Below are 19,086 nucleotides of genomic sequence, written 5' to 3'. Positions count from 1 at the left end.
AGACTATTAAACTTTAATTCAGGTCTAACAAAATCTAAAAGTTCAAGCTCTACAACCTCTCCATATATATCTTCATTAAAGTCTAAAATGTGTGCCTCAATTTTTATGCCATCATGTTCAACTGTTGGATTAGTCCCAATATTTGTAGATGCTCTATATTTTTTTCCCTTTATTATAATATCTGTGTCATAGACGCCAAATTTTGGAATAACAAAATTATCAATTAATTCAAGGTTAGCCGTTGGATAACCCATTTTCTTTCCCAAACCCTTGGCGTGAATGATTTTTCCAATTAATTTATAGGGTCTAGATAACAAATAATTTGCATCTTTTACATTTCCATCTTCAATTAAATTTCTAATTAAAGAAGAAGAAATTTTCTCGCCATTATAAGAAATTTGCTCAATTACTTCGACAGATTCAAATAAATTTTTATTTTTCTTTAAAAAATTTACATCACCAGATTTTTTATATCCATAGGTGTAATCATAGCCCACTACTACTCCCTTTATTTTTAAATTTTTTGCTAAAAATTCATCTAAAAACTTAATTGGACTGTAGGACATAAATTCTCTTGTAAAATTAATCAGGTAAATTATATCTACGCCTAAAGTTTCTAAAATTTCAAATTTAGTCTTATTAGTGGTGATAATATCTTTTTTCCCAACTTTTACAAGATTATCTGTGTGCTCGTTAAAAAGCAAAAGACTTGACTTAATATTTAATTTTTTTGCATTTTCAATTGCCTTACTTATTAATTCAATATGGCCTCTGTGTACGCCGTCAAAATTGCCAAGGGCTATAACTGATTCTTCCTCTGCCTCATAATTTAAGTCAATTTCAATTATTTTCATAAATCACCTATTAATTTCTTCTTCATCTTGAGAAAAAACTCTCCATCTTTTTCCCTTATTTCTCCAATACCCAAAAATTTATCATCTGAATAAACTCTATAATTTTCATTCTTTAATTTTTCCTTTAATTTATAAAATTGTCCCATAATAAATTTGTCACAGAAACTCTTTGGAATATCAATTCTTTTAAAATCCATTAGTGCTAAATCCATAGGCAAAATTTTTTCTTTTATTTCATCTAGGCTTGATTTTTCAAAATCGGAAACTTTTATGGCATCTTCAATTTTAAAAGACCCAGTCCTAATTCGTCTAAGCTCAGTTAATGCACCATATGTTCCTAAAGATTTCCCTATATCATAGGCAAGAGATCTTATATATGTGCCCTTTGAAACATGAACTAAAATTTTAAATTCATCTTTTCCATTAAAGTCTAAGAGTTCATTTTTATAAATTTCTACATCTCTTTTTTTTATTTCAACGTCTTTACCTTCTCTTGCATATTCATAAAGTTTTTTTCCCTTAACTTTTAGGGCAGAATAAATTGGAGGTATCTGAGAAATTTTACCAGTGAATTTAATTAAAGCATCTTTAATTTCTTCTTCAGTAAAAATTACATCTTCTTCCTCCAAAATTTTCCCAGTTATGTCATAGGTGTCGGTCAAAATCCCAAGTCTTACTTTCGCTTCATATACTTTGTCGCTTGATAAAATATAATCACTTGTCTTGGTGCCCTTTCCTATGGAAATCACTAGCACACCTGTAGCCATAGGATCAAGTGTGCCTGTGTGACCAACTTTTTTTATTCCTAATTTTTTTCTAACTTTATAAACTAAATCGTGAGAAGTGATTCCCTTTTCTTTGTCAAAAATTAAAAGTCCGTCCATCATAATTGTTCTTCAGCTACTTTTAACACATCTTCTTTTGCCTTATTTAAATCAGTATGATTTATAGTGCCACCAGATGCCCTCACATGACCTCCGCCATTAAATTTTGATGCAACTTTTGTGCAATCAATATCTGACTTTGATCTAAGAGAAAGTCTTATGCAGTCATCTTTTTCCTTTAATAATACTGCAAGCTCAACTGTATCAATATCTCTTACAAATTCAACTATGCCATCAGCATCAGATTTTTCTGCCTTTGATTTTTCCATGTCTTCTTTAGTGACAAATACAACAGCAATTTTATTGTCATGAAAATACTCTATTGAATTCATGGCTCTAATTAATAAATCTGTCTTTTCTCTAGACCTACTTTGATATACATTTACTGTAACTTTATCAATGTCAATATCATATTTAAATAAATTTGATGCAGTTAAAAAAGTATCCGAAGATACAGAGCTATATTTAAAGGAGCCTGTGTCTGTGGAAAGTCCTGTAAATAATGAAGTTGCAATCTCTTTGTTAAGTTCTAAATTTAAAGTTTCAAAAATCCTTGCAAGGACTTCACAAGTTGCTGGAGATTTAAAGTCGACTATATTTAAATCAGCGTAATTGGTGTTGCTGAAATGGTGATCAATATTTACAGTTTTCTTTGATGCTTCAAAAATTTTTTTAATATTATCACCCATTCTATTTTCGTCTGATGAATCTAAGGCAATAAATAAATCAAAGTTATTTTTTAATTCATCAGGAGACTTAGCAAAAGATAAATTCGGCAAAAATTTAAAGGATTGTGGAATCTTATCATCTAAAATAAAGACAACATTTTTGCCAAGTTTATTTAGCATGCCCACCATAGCTGTCGATGAACCTAAATTATCTCCATCTGGATTTAAATGAGATGCAACTGCAATAATTTCACTTTCATCAATTAGTTTTTTAAATTTCCATGAAAGTTCCATTAGATTATTCATTTCCACGATTTACCTCATCAATTAATTTGTCTAGTTCAAGAGCTCTCTCTATGGAATCGTCTTTTATAAAGATAAGTTCAGGCATAGCTCTAAGTTTAACTCTTTTAGACAATTCTTTTTTAATATATCCCTTTGCAGAATTTAATCCTTCTACAGCTTCATCTCTATCAAAATCATTTCCAAACACAGAAACATATACCTTGGCAAAGGATAAGTCATTAGTAACTTCAACATGAGAGATGCTTGTAATAGATGGAATTCTAGGATCCTTTAGTTCATTTTGGACAATATTTGAAATTGTTCTTTTTACTTCTTCAGATATTCTATTAATTCTCTTATTGTTCATTATGCTCTCTTAACTTCCTTTAGTATATATGACTCAAGAAGGTCCCCTTCTTTAATGTCGTTGAAACCATCAATAACAAGTCCACCTTCAAAACCAGTGGCAAGTTCCTTTGTATCATCTTTAAATCTCTTTAGTGAAGCTATGTCTCCTTCATGAATTACGACATCGTCTCTAAGAACTTTTACTTTAGAATTTCTTAAGATTTTACCATTTAAAACATATACTCCAGCAACCATTTGGTTATTAGGAAGTTTAAAGGTTTGTCTGATTTCACATCTACCAAGAATTTCTTCAACGATATCTGGATCTAACATACCCTTAGCAGCTTGTTCAATATCATTTATGATTTCATAAATTACTCTGTAAGTTCTAATTTCTACATCTTCAGCCTTAGCAAGTTCAATGGCATTAATATTTGGTCTAACATTAAATCCAATTACAATTGCATTAGATGCAGAGGCAAGTGTTACGTCAGATTCATTAATTCCGCCAACTCCAGAGTGAATTATTGAGATTTTAACTTCATCAGTAGATAGTTTTAGAAGTGATTGATTTAAAGCTTCAACAGAACCCTTAACATCAGCCTTTACAACTATGTTTAATTCCTTTACATCTTCTTCAGAAATTTTTTCAAATAAATTGTCGAGACTAATCTTTGTAGTTTGGCTAAGTCTTTTTTCTCTAGTGATTTCTGCATTTTTGTCAGCAATAATCTTTGCAGTCTTGTCATCATTAACTGCATAAATTGTATCGCCTGCATTAGGAACTTCGTTAAGGCCAAGAACTACAACTGGCATTGATGGACCAGCCTTTTTAACTTGCTTGCCCTTATCATCTTGCATAGCTCTAATTCTACCTGAACATACTCCAGAAACTATTGAATCACCAAATCTTAAAGTACCATTCTTAATTAGAATAGTTGCCATAGGTCCCTTTGCCTTATCAAGGTTTGCTTCGATAATAGTTCCAATAGCACGTCTGTTAGGATTTGCCTTTAGCTCTCTCATTTCAGCAACTAAAAGAATCATTTCAAGAAGTTCATCGATGCCTTCTCCAGTTTTTGAAGAAACGCCAACAACAATTGTGTCTCCTCCCCACTCTTCAGCTACTAAATTTTCATTCATAAGCTCTTGTTTTACTCTTTCAATATTTGCTTCTTGCTTATCAATCTTTGTTATTGCAACAATAATAGGCACTTCAGCAGATCTCGCGTGAGAAATTGCTTCAATAGTTTGTGGCATTACACCATCATCTGCAGCTACAACAAGTACAGCAATATCTGTAGTTTGTGCTCCTCTAAGTCTCATAGAAGTAAAGGCTTCGTGACCAGGAGTATCTAAGAAAGTAATTTTCTTTCCAGCTAAATTAACTGTGTAAGCTCCTATATGTTGAGTAATTCCACCAGCTTCTGATTGTGTTACATGAGTTTTTTTGATTGAATCAAGAAGAGAAGTCTTACCGTGATCAACGTGACCCATTACTGTAACTACAGGTGGTCTAGTTTTTAAGTCTCTTTCTCTATCTTTCTTTAGAAGACCATATTCTTCTTCAATTGATTCGTCTAGCTTTGGCTCTTCAATGTCTATTTCAACACCAAGTTCATCTGCTAATAAAATACAAGTGTCTTCATCAATGCTTTGATTTTGATTAGCCATAACTCCAAGGCCTATTAATTTTGTAATTACTGTAGATACAGATACTCCAAGTTGATCTGCAAAATCTTTAACTGTAATTGGTGCAATCACTGTTATAGGATCATCTCCTCTATTTTCTTCCTCTGTTTTGTGTCTTGATTTAACTTTTTTCTTTGGTTTTTTCTTAGTTAAATCTCTGTTATAGGAGTTGTTATTTTCCCTTTTATTATCTTTTTTGTTTTTAAATCTGTTTTTTCTATTGTTGTTAAAATCCTCATCTTCAAAAGATTCTTCTTTTTTGTTGTTGTGATTTTTATTGTGTTTATGATTTTCTGTTTTTCTTTCATCAAAAAATTTCTTATCAGAATCTTCTTGAGGTTTTTTATCTTTAGAAGTTTTAACTCTATTAGGTTTTTCTTGCTTTTCTTTTTTATTTTTAGCAACTTCACTTTTTGCTTTTACATCTCTACTATTTTTAGAATTATCATTCTTTACAGGAGATTCATTCTTAGAAGAACTTTTTTTGTATAATTTTCTTATTCTTTCTTCATCAGCACTTTCTAAAGTTGACATGTGGTTTTTCACTGGTATTTCCATTTCATTTAATTTTAAAATTAATTCTTTACTTGTAATACCAATTTCCTTTGCCAACGCGTGCACTCTAATTTTTGACAAATTGAACACCTCCTCAAAAGAAGCTTAATCCACAGAATTCATTAGTTTCTCATATATTTCCTCACTAATTTCTGTCGTAAATGCCCTATTTAGGGCCTTTGACTTTATCGCTTTTTCCAAACAACTCTTGTCATTACATAAATAAGCTCCTCTTCCATTTGCCTTTCCCGTTTTATCAATAAAGATTTCATCTTCCTTGTTTTTAACAACTCTGATTAAATCTTTTTTTGGTTTTTGTTCCCTACAACCTATACAAGTCCGCATAGGTATTTTCCTAATTTTAGTCATTTTTTACTCCGTTAAATTAAGAATTTTTTAATTTTTTTCTTCAGCTTCTTCAGCTTCTTCACTATTATCTCTAGAAGATTCTACTTCTAAATCATCATTCGCATTTATATCTAAATCATTATCTTGTGAAACTTCTTCACTGCTAACTTCATCAGAGTTTTCTAAAGTTATATCATCTTCAGCTTCAAGATCTTCAGGCACTTCTTTCTTAGCACTTTCAAATTCTTCAGCTAATTCTTCTTCAGTAATTCCTCTATCTTCAAGATAAGCTTCAAACTGTTCCTTAGACTTAATATCAATTTTCCATCCAGTTAACTTTGCTGCAAGTCTAACATTTTGTCCCTCTTTACCTATTGCAAGAGACAATTGATAATCTGGCACTATAGCCAAGGCAGATTTTTCAGCTTCATTAATAAAAACTTTTTCTACCTTAGATGGACTTAGGGAGTTTGCAATAAACTTGTGCATTTCTTTTTCGTAAATAACAATGTCAATTTTTTCATTGTGTATTTCATCTACAATTGCATTTACTCTTTGACCCTTGTATCCAACACAAGCACCTAGTGGGTCTACTTCAGAATCTCTTGAAAACACTGCAATCTTTGTTCTTGAGCCAGCTTCTCTAGAAATAGAATAAATTTCAACAATGCCTTCACTTACTTCAGGCACTTCTAATTCAAAGAGTCTCTTTATTAAATCAGGGTGTGACCTTGAAAGGACAATTTGTGGACCCTTTGTAGATTTTTCAACAGATAAAATTAACATCTTGTATCTGTCGCCATGTTCGTATCTTTCATTACTTATTTGCTCGCTATAAGGCAAAATTGCTTCAGTAGTTCCTAAATCAACATATACATTATTGTAGGCCTTTCTTTGAACTACTCCTGTAATGATTTCCTTTTCTCTTTCAACATATTCGTCAAAAACAATATCTCTCTCAGCATCTTTTATTCTTTGAATAACAACTTGTTTAGCTGTTTGAGCAGCAATTCTTCCAAAGTTTTTTGGATGTATTTCTAAATTATATACATCTCCAACTTCATAGCTTGGGTCAATCTTTTTAGCTTCTTCTAGGGATATTTGAAGTTGATCGTCTTCTACTTCATCAACAACATCCTTAGATGCAAAAAGTTTTATCTCTCCAGTTTCTCTATTCATATTAACAATAACATTTTGAGATGTACCGTAATTCTTTCTATAACTAGAAACTAAAGCTGATTCCAAAGCCTCGAAGACAATTTCTTTAGAAATCCCTTTTTCTTTTTCGATTTCATTCAAAGCGTCTATAAACTCTTGGTTCATTTATTCCTCCATTAAAATTTAATAGTTTGTTTCATAGATGAAATTGATTTAATTGGAATTTTTAATTCTTCGCCATCAATGTTACAATACACAAATTCATCATCATATTTGTCTAAAACAAAACTAAATTCTTTTTTCCCGTCAATTGGTGCATAAAGTTTAAGGTCAACTTCATTGCCAACATTTCTTCTATAGTCATCTTTTGTTTTTAAAGGTCTATCAAGTCCTGGCGAAGAAATCTCAAGATAATAAGGATTTTTTAAAATGTCAAGATCGTCTAATTTTTTCTCTAAATTTCTACTCATTTCTGTGCAGTCATCAAGATCAATTCCTTCTTTTTTATAAATAAAAATCGAAAGAAGATCGTGCTTCGAGCCATTTTGAAATTCTATGTCTACAATTTCGTAGCCAAGTTCTTCTGCTACCTCTTCAGCTAGTGGGTAAATCTCTTTTCTTAATTCTTTTTTATTCACTTAACACCTCACTACTAAAAAACAAAGAGTGGGCTAACCCACTCTTTACACTAAAATATCTTTCTTATTAAATTATAACATAAATTAGTAGAATTACAACTTATAACAAAAATTAGTTAATTTATAAATTTCAAAAATTAAATAGAGAAATTTGATTTGTTTCATCAAGATCAATTAACATTCCATTTTTTTGTAAAATTGTAATTACTGAGTTGCCAGCCTTAGTTCTCCTAGAAAAGTCTTCTACGGATAAAAACTCTGACTTCATAGCCTCTTCTTCAATACTGTTTGCACAGTTTTCACCAATGCCTGGTATTGCCCTTAGTGGCATTCTTATCTTTTTATCTTCTATAGTAAACTTTGATGCCCTTGATTTATATAAATCAGCTGGCAAAAATTCAAAGCCTCTTGCATACATTTCAAGAGCAACTTCAGACACTCTTAATTCTCCCTTGTCCTTTGCAGTTGGCTTTTGAATTTCCTTTAAAGTTTTAATTCTATTCTTTAAAAAGCTTGGTCCTTCAATAATATTTTCTCCATTAAAGTCATTTAATTTAATAGTGAAATATGTTGCATAAAAGGCAAGAGGATAATTTAATTTATAGTAAGCTATTCTAAAGGAGAGCATTACATAAGCAACAGCATGAGCCTTAGGGAACATATACTTAATTTTTTTACAAGAATCAATATACCATTCAGGCAAATCTAAATTATTCATTATTTTTTCTTGTTCTTCAGTAAGTCCCTTGCCCTTTCTAACTTTTTCCATGGTGTCAAAGGCCATTTTATTTTCTGCTCCTGCATTTATTAGATAAACCATAATGTCTTCTCTTGTTGCAATAACATCTTTTAGTTCGGCTCTTCCTGAGTCTACAAGCTCTTGAGCATTTGAAATCCACACATCAGTGCCATGTGATAGCCCAGAAATTCTTACTAAGTCAGCAAAATTCTTTGGCTTTGTTTCCTTTAGCATAGAAATTACAAAAGATGTACCAAATTCTGGTATGCCAAGAGTTCCTGTTTCGCAAGAAAAAATTTCTTCATCCATGTTAAAAACTTCTGAGCTATTAAATATTGATAGAGTTTTTTCATCGTCTAGTCTAATTTTATTTGAATCAAGTCCAGTGAAGTCTTCTAGCATTTTAATAATAGTTGGACCATCGTGGCCAAGTATATCTAGCTTTAAAATCTTTCCGTGAATAAAGTTGTAGTCAAAGTGAGTTGTTATTACTCCTGATGTTGAATCATCTGCTGGATACTGAATTGGGGTGAAATCAAAAATACTTTTGCTCTTAGGCACAATCATAACGCCGCCTGGATGTTGTCCACTAGTTCTTTTTCCATCAGTGATTTCCTTTGCCAGCCTATCTATTTCAACAGGAGAAATATTTTTGCCTTCAAAAAATTTTTTTACATAGCCATAGGCAGTTTTCTCAGCAATTTTTCCAATAGTTCCTGCCCTAAATACATAACCTTCACCAAATAATTCTTCTGTATATTTATGTGCTTGTGGTTGGTATTCTCCTGCAAAGTTTAAATCAATATCTGGTTCCTTGTCTCCATAAAAGCCTAAAAATACTTCGAAAGGAATGTTGTGTCCATCTTTTCTCATTGGACTTCCACATTCAGGACAAACTTTATCGGGCATGTCAACACCAGAACCGTAGGTTAAATCTTTTATAAACTCTGAGTGTTTACAATTTGGACAGATATAATGTGGTGGAAGAGGATTTACTTCTGTTATGCCAGACATTGTTGCAACAAAAGATGAGCCGACAGAACCCCTGGAGCCAACTAAAAATCCATCATCATTGGATTTTTTTACAAGTTTTTGAGCAATTATATAAAGAACTGAATATCCGTTTGAGATTATAGATTTTAATTCCTTTTCCAATCTCTCTTCAACGATCTCCGGGAGCTTATCACCATAAATTTCGTGAGCCTTTTTATAAGTCATTTCTCTTAGACTTTCATCAGAACCTTCTATTACAGGAGGATATTTGCCATCTGGAATTGGCTTTATAGCTTTTATCTCATTATTTAATTTATTTGTATTTGTAACTACAACTTCATAGGCTTTTTCTTCGCCAAGATAAGAAAATTCATCAAGCATTTCTTCTGTAGTTTTAAAATAAAATTTTTGCTCTCTACTAGCTCTTGGGTCAGGTCTACCTGGTTTTCCATTCAAAACAATTCGCCTTAAAATATCCTCTGACTCTTCAAGGTAATAAGTGTCTGAATCAGCAATTACTGGAATTTCTAATTTTTCTCCAAGCCACAAGATTTTTTTATTTATTTCTCTTATGTCTTCTATTGTGAATTTTCCATCTTCAATTGCCATCTTATTATCGCTTGTTGGTTGAATTTCTAAAAAGTCATAGTACTTTGCTATTTCTAGAAGTTCTTCATCAGGACACATTCTATAAACTGCATCAAAAAGAGGAGAACTTGCATTGCCAGATCCAACTAAAATTCCTTCCCTATATTTATCTAATAAAGTTCTAGGAACTTTTGCAGTAAAATTATAAAATTGCATATGAGATGCAGATATCAGTTTGTATAAATTTTTTAGCCCAACTTCATCCTTAGCTATTAATAAGAGCGAGCTTTCAAACAATCGTTTAGAATCTATGTTTATAATTTCTTGGTTTAAATTGTCAAAATTAAATTCTTTTTCTCTTTTAAATCTGTCAATTAATTTTATAAACATGTCAGCTGTTGCTTCGGCATCATTTACTGCTCTGTGAGCTCCAACAAGTGAAACCCCAAGATTTTTACAAAGAGTTCCCAAGTTAAATCTCTTCATATAAGTCATAAGAGCTCTTGCCAAGACTAAGGTGTCAAGAATTGGGTGACTAAATTCTAAATTATTATTTGCATATTCCCTTCTTATAAATGAAATATCAAATTTTGCATTATGTGCAACTAGAACACAGTCCTTTGAAAATTCGTAAAATTTTGGTATGACTTCTTCAATTGTAGGTTCATTTTCTACTTTTGCATTGCTGATGCCAGTAAGTTCAACTACTACTTGTGGAATTTCTCTTTCAGGATTCACTAATTGTGAAAACCTATCTACAATTGTTCCATCAACAATTTTTACTGCACCAATTTCTGTAATTTTATCATTTCTAGAAGATAGTCCAGTAGTTTCTATATCGAAGACGACATATGAATTATAATTTTTATTAGGATCATAATTTGTTACGATTTTTTCTTTGTCGTCAACAAAATTTATATCTGTACCATATAAAATTTTAAGTCCACTTGCCTCTCCTGCTTCCATTGCTTCGGGAAATCCCTGAACATCATTTGTGTCAGCTATAGCTAGCGCATTGTGGCCCCATAGTTTAGCTCTTTTTGCAAAATTAGTAAAGGAAGTTACACCCGACATTTGTGACATTTTTGAGTGAATTCTAAATTCCGTTCTCTTTTCCTTGGAGTAATCCATGCGAATTACTTTGTCTCTTTTTTCAATGTATCTTATCATAAGAGTCTCACATTTTGAAAAACTGTCATAATTTACATTTCCGGTTATTAAAACATGATCTCCCTTTTTGAAACTTTCCAAAAATTCTTCAACCTTTTCTGGTTTTAAAAATATTTTGGCAAGACTTGAAGAAGTATAGTCTGTAACGGATAAGGAAACTAAAAAATTTCCAGATTTTATTTCTCGACTATCAATGTTAAAGATATCTACTTCTACAGTGACTTTTTGAGAATTAAGACTTATATCAATAAGCCTTTCAATATTATCAATATCTTTTTTTCCATAACTGTTTACTTTTTTTGCTTTATTTTCCTTAACTTTATTTTCTGTCTTCGTCTTAATTTCCAATTCATGTTTTGCAGAAATCACTTCTTCTGCTTCGTCGATTTGTGAAATAAAGGACTCAATATTGTCATCTTCTACTATTTCTTTTACAAAGTCAAAGTCGATTTTATAGGAGCCAAATAATTTGAGTTCTTCTTCCAAGTAGTGACCAAAGCCATTTTTTGTTAGAGTGTAATAGGCTTCCTCACTTGGAAGTATTATTTCAATTTTATTTTTTTCTTTTTTGATTTCAATTTCTTCAATCCATATTTTTGAAGATGGATTGTACTTTAGTATTTCTGCACAAATTAAATCATCTTCACTTTTATAGAGAGAAGATGACTTGAATTCAATATAAATTTTATATTCTTCTAAATTTTTAGAAAAAATCTCTTTAATTTTTTTCTTTAAATTTGTATCTAAATCTTCTTTAGAAGTTATTACAAAAAATACCTCGCCACTATTTTTATTTCTCTTAATAGAATCTATGGATATATCATCTGAAACTTCTAAAGACGCAGTTTCTAATTTTTTTAAAATATCTTTTAATAAAAGCAAATTATCACCCGATTTTTTCTATTTCTGATAAAAGTTCACTTAAAAGTTTTTCTTCTGGAACTTTTTTTATGATTTCGCCCTTTTTGAAAATAAGTCCATTTCCATTTCCACAGGCAATTCCAATATCAGCTTCCCTAGCTTCACCTGGACCATTTACTGCGCAGCCCATTATTGCAACTTTTAAGTTCTTATCCATTGCATATAGTCTGTCTTCAACGGTTCTTACTATTTCTATTAAGTCCACCTTTGTCCTTGCACAAGTAGGACAAGAAATCAAATCTATTCCCTCTCTTCTGAGGTCCAGTGCCTTTAATATATCTTTTGCAGCTATGACTTCATCTAAAGGGTCTGATGTTAGAGAAACTCTTATTGTGTCGCCAATTCCTTCAGCTAAAAGAGTTCCTATTCCAATTGCAGATTTAACAATGCCCTTCTTTGGTGTGCCTGCTTCAGTTACACCAAGGTGAAGTGGATAATTTGACATCTCAGAAAATTTTCTATAACTTTCTATTGTCAAGTTTACGCTGGATGCTTTAAGAGAGACAGCAATATCATAAAAATTATTTTTTTCAAGAATTTCTACTTCTTCCATTGCACTATAGCATATTGAAGATGCATTGACGCCCTTAAACTTATCTAAAAACTCCTCTTTTATAGAGCCAGAATTTACGCCAACTCTTATGGGAATATTGTAAAACTTGCAAGCTTCAATAACTTCCTTTATTTTCCATGAGTCGCCAATGTTTCCTGGATTTAATCTTATGGCATCACTTTCATTTTCAGCAGCAGCTAGAGCTAATTTATAATCAAATTGAATGTCAGAAATTATTGGAATTTTAATTTCTTTTTTTATATGTCTAAGTGCAGCTGCATCATCTAAATCATTTACAGCCATTCTAATAATGTCGCAACCTGCTTCTTCCAATTTTTTTATTTGAGAAACAGTAGATTTTACATCTTTTGTATTGGTATTAGTCATTGACTGGATTGAGATATAAGAATCTCCTCCAACAGGCACATTGCCTACATAAATTTTTTTTGTTTCTTTTCTCTTTATCATTTACTAAACAACCTTCCAATATCATTAAATACAGTTACATAAATCATTAAACTAAATAAAATACTAAATCCAATTATAGTAAGACCTTGTTCAAATTTTTCATTCATAGGCTTGCCTCTAAGAGCCTCAATTAACAAAAAAAAGAATTTTCCTCCATCAAGAGCTGGAATTGGAAGTAAATTAAATACACCCAGATTGACAGAAATTAAGGCCAAAATTTGTAGAAAATTTAAAAAGCCCTTAGATGATTCTGAGCCAATCATTTGTACAACTCCAACAGGTCCAGATAAATATTCCATTTTAAAAGAGCCGTCAAATATCATTTTTAAGCTCTTTAAAATCATAAAAGACATTTCACCAGTCCTCTTGGCGCCAAGTTCTATAGATTTAAAAAATGAGTGTTTGAGCTTAGATGTAATGCCAATTAAATACATTTTATTTTCTTCTGAATATTTTGGCTTTAAATTAATTTCTAAGTTTTCGCCACTCCTATTAATTTTTAAATTAATTTCTTCATCTTTTTTATATCTAATAAGAGTATTAATATGGTAAATATCTTTAGTTTTAATTTTATCTATTTCTACTATTTTATCTCCTGATTTTAAACCTGCTATTTCTGCTGGAGAGTCTTTAATCACCATGTCAATTTCATTTGAACCATAACCAACTATAGAAAAAATTATTGTAAAGGCAAAAAAGGCTAAGAAGAAATTCATAAAAGCACCGGCAAGAACAACTGCCATTCTCTTTAAAATATGAGCATTGTTAAAGGATCTGGGGTCGTGAGAGCTTTCCTCTTCCCCTTCCATGGCAACATAACCACCAATAGGTAGTAGTCTAAGACTGTAAGAAGTCTCGCCCTTTTGCCTTTGAAAAAGTTTTGGTCCCATACCTATGGAAAATTCATTTACTTTTATTCCTGATAATTTTGCCACAGTGAAATGTCCAAATTCATGAAGCATTACAACTAATAAAAAAACTACTAGTGAACTTATTAAAGTAATCATTTGTCCCCCTTAAATAAAATTGTACAAAATATAAATAAAGGGACTAATAAAAATTAAACTGTCAAACCTATCCAATATCCCTCCATGTCCAGGAAGAATTTGTGCATAGTCCTTTATCTCTGCGTATCTTTTTATCTTAGAGGCAAATAAATCGCCAAATTGACCAGAAATTGAAGATAAAAATATAATAAATACTACGAGTGCGTTAATATTATAAATTGCATTATATTTATTTAGCATTAAAAAATAAATGCTTGTAATTACAAGGGCAAAAAAAGTACCACCTATTGCGCCTTCAACAGATTTGTTTGGGCTTACCCTCTCAATTAATTTGTGCTTTCCAAAAGTTGAGCCTACAAAATAGGCAAAGGTATCTGTTGAAAAAGAAATAATAAAGGCAGCTATTATTAAGTAAATGTCGTCAATACTACCTAACAAATTAAGTAAAAATATTGCATAAAAATAAGTAAATGTTGTGAAGGCATAGTTGCTTAAGTCATATTTATCTAAATGAACAAAAAAACATGAATTTACAACAAAAAATAAGACAAGAGAGTAAATTAAGTTTTTATCAAAAAAAGAGCACAAAAAAGTTATAAGAGCTCCAAAAAATAAAATTGGCAAAAATAACTTTATGCCTTTTTTATAAAGGGCATTATGCATTTCTCTTACGGCTTCAAGAGTTAAAATAAAAATTGAAATTTTTATCGCCTTTAGTCCCAAATAAAAAATTAGAATTATTAATAAAATACCGACTACACCTGTGGTAACTCTCTTTTGTAGATCTGTCAAGATTAAAGTCCTCCATACCTTCTATTTCGTTTTTGAAAATCATATATAGCCTTGTAAAACTCATTTTCATGAAAATCTGGCCACAAAATATTTGAAAAATAAAATTCACTATAGGCTAGTTGGTAAAGTAAAAAATTAGAAACTCTAAGCTCTCCACTAGGTCTAATTAAAAGATCTAGATCATCTTGTCCTGATGTATATAAATAACTTTTAAAGCTTTCTGTATCAATATCATCAATGGACATTTTACCATCAATTACATCTTTGCAGATATTTTTAGTAGCTCTAACAATTTCACTTTGACCGCCATAATTTAGCCCAATATTTAATATCATTTTATCATTTGATTTTGTTTCCTGCAATGCATCTTCAATTAGTTTGACAATTGGCTCTGGAAAGGCACTGTAGTCACCTAAGACTTTAATTCTAACATTATTCTTTTTTATTTTTTCTAACTGGCTTTTTATGTAAAAGGCTAATAAATCCATAAGCTTTGAGATTTCTTCATCTGGTCTCTTCCAATTTTCTGTTGAAAAAGCATATAGGGTTAAGGATTTAATATTTATTTTATAAGCTGCTTCAACAATTTCAATAACTCTTTTAGTACCTTCTTTGTGGCCAAAGGTTCTAGGCATATTTCTATTCCTTGCCCATCTTCCATTTCCGTCCATTATTATTCCAACATGTTTTGGAATATTATTTAAGTCTAATTCTTTGTAATAATTCATAAAACTCCTTAAAAAAAGAGCCTTAGAATAATCTAAGGCTAAAAATTAAATTTCCATAAGTTCTTTTTCTTTATTTTCTGCTACTTTGTCAACTTCTTTAATGTATTTATCTGTCAACTTTTGAATTTCTTCTTCATAGGAAGCTTTATCATCTTCAGAAATTTCTTTAGCTTTTTCAGCTTTTTTAATATCTTCCATAGCATCTCTTCTTACATTTCTAATAGAAATTTTTGTTTCTTCAGCATATTTTCCAACTAACTTTGTAAGATCCCTTCTTCTTTCTTCTGTTAGTTGAGGAATAGCTAATCTAATAATTTTTCCATCATTTGAAGGAGTTATTCCTAAATCAGATTTTAAAATTGCCTTTTCAATATCTGGGATTAAATTTGCATCCCATGGTTGAATAGTAAGAAGTCTTGGCTCAGGAGCAGAAAGACTAGAAACTTGATTAATTGGAGTTTTTTGTCCGTAATAATCAACATGAATTTTATCAAGTAAAGTAGTATTAGCACGACCTGCTCTTATAGATTGAAGTGATTCAGTAAGTGAGTCCACAGTTTTTATCATCCTAGACTCAGTATTCTTTTTTAGATCAGATATCATAATATCCTCCTATTTAACGCTTGTACCAATATCTTCGCCACATACAACTTTAAACATTGCATCTTCTTCATCTATTCCAAATACTCTTAAAGGAATATTGTTGTCCATGCAAAGAGTAGTCGCTGTGCCATCCATAATTTTTAAGTTTTTATTTAAGATTTCTCTATAACTTAAATTGTCATATTTTTTTGCATCTGCATTTATATTAGGGTCAGAATCGTAAATTCCATCTGTTCCCTTTTTAGCTAGTAATATAACATCAGCATCAATTTCTGCAGCTCTAAGTGCAGCAGCAGTGTCAGTTGAAAAATATGGATTTCCAACTCCAGCTGAAAATATTACAACGCGACCTTTTTCTAAATGTCTAATAGCACGCCTTCTAATATAAGGTTCAGCAACTTGCCTCATATCGATAGCAGTTTGCACACGAGTAATAACGCCTAATTTTTCTAAAGAGTCCTGCAATGCTAAAGCGTTCATTACAGTACCTAACATACCCATATAATCAGATGTAGCACGATCAATATTATTTTCGTCGCGTCCTCTCCAAAAGTTTCCGCCACCTACTACAATACCAATCTCAACACCTAATTCATAAATTTTCTTTACTTGCTTTGCAATTAAATTGACATAATTAATGTCAATGCCAACGGAATTTGAACCAGCTAAGGCTTCTCCGCTGAGTTTTAAAACAATTCTCTTATATTTTGGCATTTACTCCTCCAATTTGTTAACCTATTTGTTTTGCTACTTCTTCAGCAAAGTCTTCTTCTCTCTTTTCAAGACCTTCGCCAACTTCAAATCTAACAAATCTTCTGATTTTAATGTTTTCACCAATTTTTGCAATTAAATCATTTAAAATATCTTGAATTTTTTTGTCTGGATCCTTAATGAAATCTTGATCTAGTAGACAAATTTCTTCATAGAATTTTTCAAGTCTACCTTCAACCATTTTTTCAATAATATGTTCAGGTTTATTTTCGCCTCTAGCTTGTTCAGTAAGAACTTTTCTTTCATGTTCTACTTCTTCAGCTGGAACTTCTTCACGGCTTACGTATTTTGGAGCAACTGCTGCAACTTGCATTGCAATATCTCTTACAAAAGATTTAAACTCTTCATTTTTAGCAACGAAATCTGTTTCAGAGTTAACTTCAACAAGAACTCCGATTCTTCCACCGTGAATGTAAGAATCAACAAGACCTTCAGATGCAATTCTTGAAGACTTCTTTGCTACAGATGCAAGACCCTTTTCTCTTAGAAAGTCGATTGCCTTGTCCATATCACCATTTGTTTCTGTTAAAGCCTTCTTGCAGTCCATCATGCCTGCTCCAGATTTTTCTCTCAATTCTTTAACTAATGCTGCTGTAATAGCCATTTTAATTCACTCCTTATTTATTTTAAAAAAAGAGAGTTTTAAAGGATTACTTTAGAACTCTCGAAATATCTTTACTCTTCTATAGTTGACTTTTCATCCTCAACAGTTTCTTCAACTTCTTCAATTTCTACAGAAACTTCTTGAGCGGATTCATCATAATCGTTGTCGCTATCTTCAATTTGATTACCTTGTTTTCCTTCGATAACTGCATTTGCAATAGTTTCAGTAATAAGTTTTACCGCTCTAATTGCATCATCATTTCCTGGAATTGGAATATCAACTTCTTCAGGATCACAATTTGTATCAACGATACCGATAACTGGAATTCCTAGAATGTGAGCTTCTTTAACTGCAATTCTTTCTTTTTTAGGGTCAACAACAAATAAAGCTTGAGGCATTCCCTTCATATCTTTAATTCCACCAAGGAATTTTTCAAGTTTTTCTCTTTCATGTAATAATTGAGCAACTTCTTTTTTAGGAAGAACATCAAAAGTACCATTTTCTTCCATTTCAAATAACTTGTAAAGTCTTTCAATTCTCTTGTTAATAGTTTTAAAGTTTGTTAGAAGACCACCTAACCATCTTTGGTTAATATATGGCATTCCACATTTTGTAGCTTCTTTTTCTATTGCATCTTGAGCTTGTTTTTTTGTACCAACAAATAGAATTTCTCCATTATTTGCGGCGATTTCTCTTGCAAAGTCATAAGCTTCTTCTACTTTTTTTACAGTTTTTTGAAGGTCGATTATATAAATACCGTTTCTTTCAGTAAATATAAATCTCTTCATCTTAGGGTTCCATCTTCTAGTTTGGTGTCCAAAGTGAACACCAGCTTCTAATAAGTTTTTCATTGAAATTACTGACATTTAAGCCACCTCCGTGTTTTTTTCCTCCATTTTTATCACCTATCAAAGGGACCAAATTGGCAACTCCTTTAATATCAAAAAATGTGTGTATTACTTACCGCATAAAAGTATAACATAGTAAACTGAATTTATCAATAATTTGTTTCTTTATATTTAATTTTTATTTATATCTAAAATGATTATACTTTAATTAAATTTAAAATAAAAAAAAGTCGGCAAAACCGACTCTTTTTCATTTTATGTAAAACCTCTCCATGAGGAGAGATTTTCTTAATTAAATTAGTAAGCAATAAATTTGCTTCCTGCGCATCCGCAAATTGGGCATTTATCTTCTTCTTCAAAAGTGATATATCCGCATACAGGACATAGATAAATTTTTTCAACATCAAGGTCTTTCCCTGCGTCAACTGCTTCTTTTGCAGCTAGGTATCTTTCAGCGTGAACTTTTTCTGCAGCTGTTGCAAATTTCATAGCTTTAACAGCTTCTTTTTCACCTTGCATTTCTGCAACTGCTATAAATGCTGGATACATTTGAGTTGATTCAAATATTTCTCCATTTCTTGCTGCTTCAAGGTTATCAGAAGTGCTGTTGATTCCAAATCCTGCCATAGAAGTTACAGGAAAATCTCCAGATACATCTCTAAGAGCTTTGAAGTGAAGAGTTGCGTGAATTTTTTCTGCTTCAGAAGTTGCATCAAAAAGTCTCTTAACATTTTTGAAACCGTCTTTTTCAGCTACATCGCCCCAGATATTATATCTAGTACGAGCTTGAGATTCTCCACCGAAAGCTGATCTTAAATTGTCACTTGTCATTTGATTCATAATATTACCCCCATAATATTTAATAATAAAA

General features: G+C 31.3%; 18 protein-coding genes. All 18 read right to left on the bottom strand.

The genetic code is table 11. From position 1 onward, the window contains the following. Window positions 1–854 (bottom strand): bifunctional riboflavin kinase/FAD synthetase (locus Q0U74_RS06570; protein WP_297393477.1); only part of this gene is annotated, 854 nt, incomplete at its 3' end. After that, window positions 851–1,741, bottom strand: coding sequence for a tRNA pseudouridine(55) synthase TruB (gene truB / locus Q0U74_RS06565; protein ID WP_297393475.1), 891 nt, complete (start codon window positions 1,739–1,741; stop codon window positions 851–853). The genes truB and Q0U74_RS06570, both read right to left, overlap by 4 nt. Then, complete coding sequence (locus tag Q0U74_RS06560; protein WP_297393478.1) at window positions 1,738–2,712, bottom strand: bifunctional oligoribonuclease/PAP phosphatase NrnA; 975 nt, start codon at window positions 2,710–2,712, stop codon at window positions 1,738–1,740. The genes truB and Q0U74_RS06560 overlap by 4 nt, the downstream gene beginning before the upstream one ends. After that, window positions 2,705–3,058 carry a 30S ribosome-binding factor RbfA gene (gene rbfA / locus Q0U74_RS06555; protein WP_297393473.1) on the bottom strand — a complete coding sequence of 118 codons (354 nt, stop codon included), beginning with the start codon at window positions 3,056–3,058 and terminating at the stop codon, window positions 2,705–2,707. Before rbfA ends, Q0U74_RS06560 begins: the two co-directional genes overlap by 8 nt. Beyond that, window positions 3,058–5,367 carry a translation initiation factor IF-2 gene (gene infB / locus Q0U74_RS06550; protein WP_297393471.1) on the bottom strand — a complete coding sequence of 770 codons (2,310 nt, stop codon included), beginning with the start codon at window positions 5,365–5,367 and terminating at the stop codon, window positions 3,058–3,060. Before infB ends, rbfA begins: the two co-directional genes overlap by 1 nt. Window positions 5,368–5,391: 24 nt before the next feature. Then, a complete protein-coding gene (locus Q0U74_RS06545; RefSeq protein ID WP_288165966.1) occupies window positions 5,392–5,655 on the bottom strand; it encodes an RNase P modulator RnpM in 264 nt (87 codons plus the stop codon). Window positions 5,656–5,682: 27 nt separating this feature from the next. Then, entirely contained in the window at window positions 5,683–6,957 is a 1,275-nt protein-coding gene (gene nusA / locus Q0U74_RS06540; protein ID WP_297393468.1) for a transcription termination factor NusA, read from the bottom strand. Window positions 6,958–6,968: 11 nt separating this feature from the next. Beyond that, window positions 6,969–7,430 carry a ribosome maturation factor RimP gene (gene rimP, locus Q0U74_RS06535; protein ID WP_297393466.1) on the bottom strand — a complete coding sequence of 154 codons (462 nt, stop codon included), beginning with the start codon at window positions 7,428–7,430 and terminating at the stop codon, window positions 6,969–6,971. A 130-nt stretch (window positions 7,431–7,560) separates the two neighbouring features. Beyond that, the gene (locus Q0U74_RS06530) at window positions 7,561–11,802 is read right to left on the bottom strand and encodes a PolC-type DNA polymerase III (RefSeq protein WP_297393464.1); all 4,242 of its coding nucleotides are present in this window, start codon (window positions 11,800–11,802) and stop codon (window positions 7,561–7,563) included. A gap of 4 nt (window positions 11,803–11,806) precedes the next feature. Continuing rightward, window positions 11,807–12,862 (bottom strand): flavodoxin-dependent (E)-4-hydroxy-3-methylbut-2-enyl-diphosphate synthase, encoded by a 1,056-nt coding sequence (gene ispG / locus Q0U74_RS06525; RefSeq protein WP_297393462.1) that lies wholly within the window; start codon window positions 12,860–12,862, stop codon window positions 11,807–11,809. Then, window positions 12,859–13,869 carry an RIP metalloprotease RseP gene (gene rseP, locus Q0U74_RS06520; protein WP_297393460.1) on the bottom strand — a complete coding sequence of 337 codons (1,011 nt, stop codon included), beginning with the start codon at window positions 13,867–13,869 and terminating at the stop codon, window positions 12,859–12,861. The genes ispG and rseP overlap by 4 nt, the downstream gene beginning before the upstream one ends. Before the next feature lie 9 nt (window positions 13,870–13,878). Next, window positions 13,879–14,661 carry a phosphatidate cytidylyltransferase gene (locus Q0U74_RS06515; protein ID WP_297393458.1) on the bottom strand — a complete coding sequence of 261 codons (783 nt, stop codon included), beginning with the start codon at window positions 14,659–14,661 and terminating at the stop codon, window positions 13,879–13,881. Window positions 14,662–14,663: 2 nt separating this feature from the next. Then, entirely contained in the window at window positions 14,664–15,389 is a 726-nt protein-coding gene (locus Q0U74_RS06510) for an isoprenyl transferase (protein WP_297393456.1), read from the bottom strand. A gap of 45 nt (window positions 15,390–15,434) precedes the next feature. Then, a complete protein-coding gene (gene frr, locus Q0U74_RS06505; protein WP_297393454.1) occupies window positions 15,435–15,992 on the bottom strand; it encodes a ribosome recycling factor in 558 nt (185 codons plus the stop codon). Window positions 15,993–16,001: 9 nt separating this feature from the next. Beyond that, the gene (pyrH, locus tag Q0U74_RS06500) at window positions 16,002–16,706 is read right to left on the bottom strand and encodes a UMP kinase (protein ID WP_297393452.1); all 705 of its coding nucleotides are present in this window, start codon (window positions 16,704–16,706) and stop codon (window positions 16,002–16,004) included. A gap of 16 nt (window positions 16,707–16,722) precedes the next feature. Next, window positions 16,723–17,367: a translation elongation factor Ts gene (tsf, locus tag Q0U74_RS06495; protein WP_019124403.1), complete on the bottom strand. Its 645-nt coding sequence runs from the start codon at window positions 17,365–17,367 to the stop codon at window positions 16,723–16,725. 71 nt (window positions 17,368–17,438) lie between these two features. Beyond that, window positions 17,439–18,233 (bottom strand): 30S ribosomal protein S2, encoded by a 795-nt coding sequence (gene rpsB, locus Q0U74_RS06490; RefSeq protein ID WP_297393449.1) that lies wholly within the window; start codon window positions 18,231–18,233, stop codon window positions 17,439–17,441. Window positions 18,234–18,512: 279 nt separating this feature from the next. After that, entirely contained in the window at window positions 18,513–19,055 is a 543-nt protein-coding gene (locus Q0U74_RS06485; protein ID WP_297393447.1) for a rubrerythrin family protein, read from the bottom strand. Between the last annotated feature and the right edge of the window lie 31 nt (window positions 19,056–19,086).

The organism is uncultured Peptoniphilus sp., from assembly GCF_946998875.1.
Classification (GTDB): Bacteria; Bacillota; Clostridia; order Tissierellales; family Peptoniphilaceae; genus Peptoniphilus_A.
This window is presented reverse-complemented; position numbering and strand designations above follow the sequence as displayed.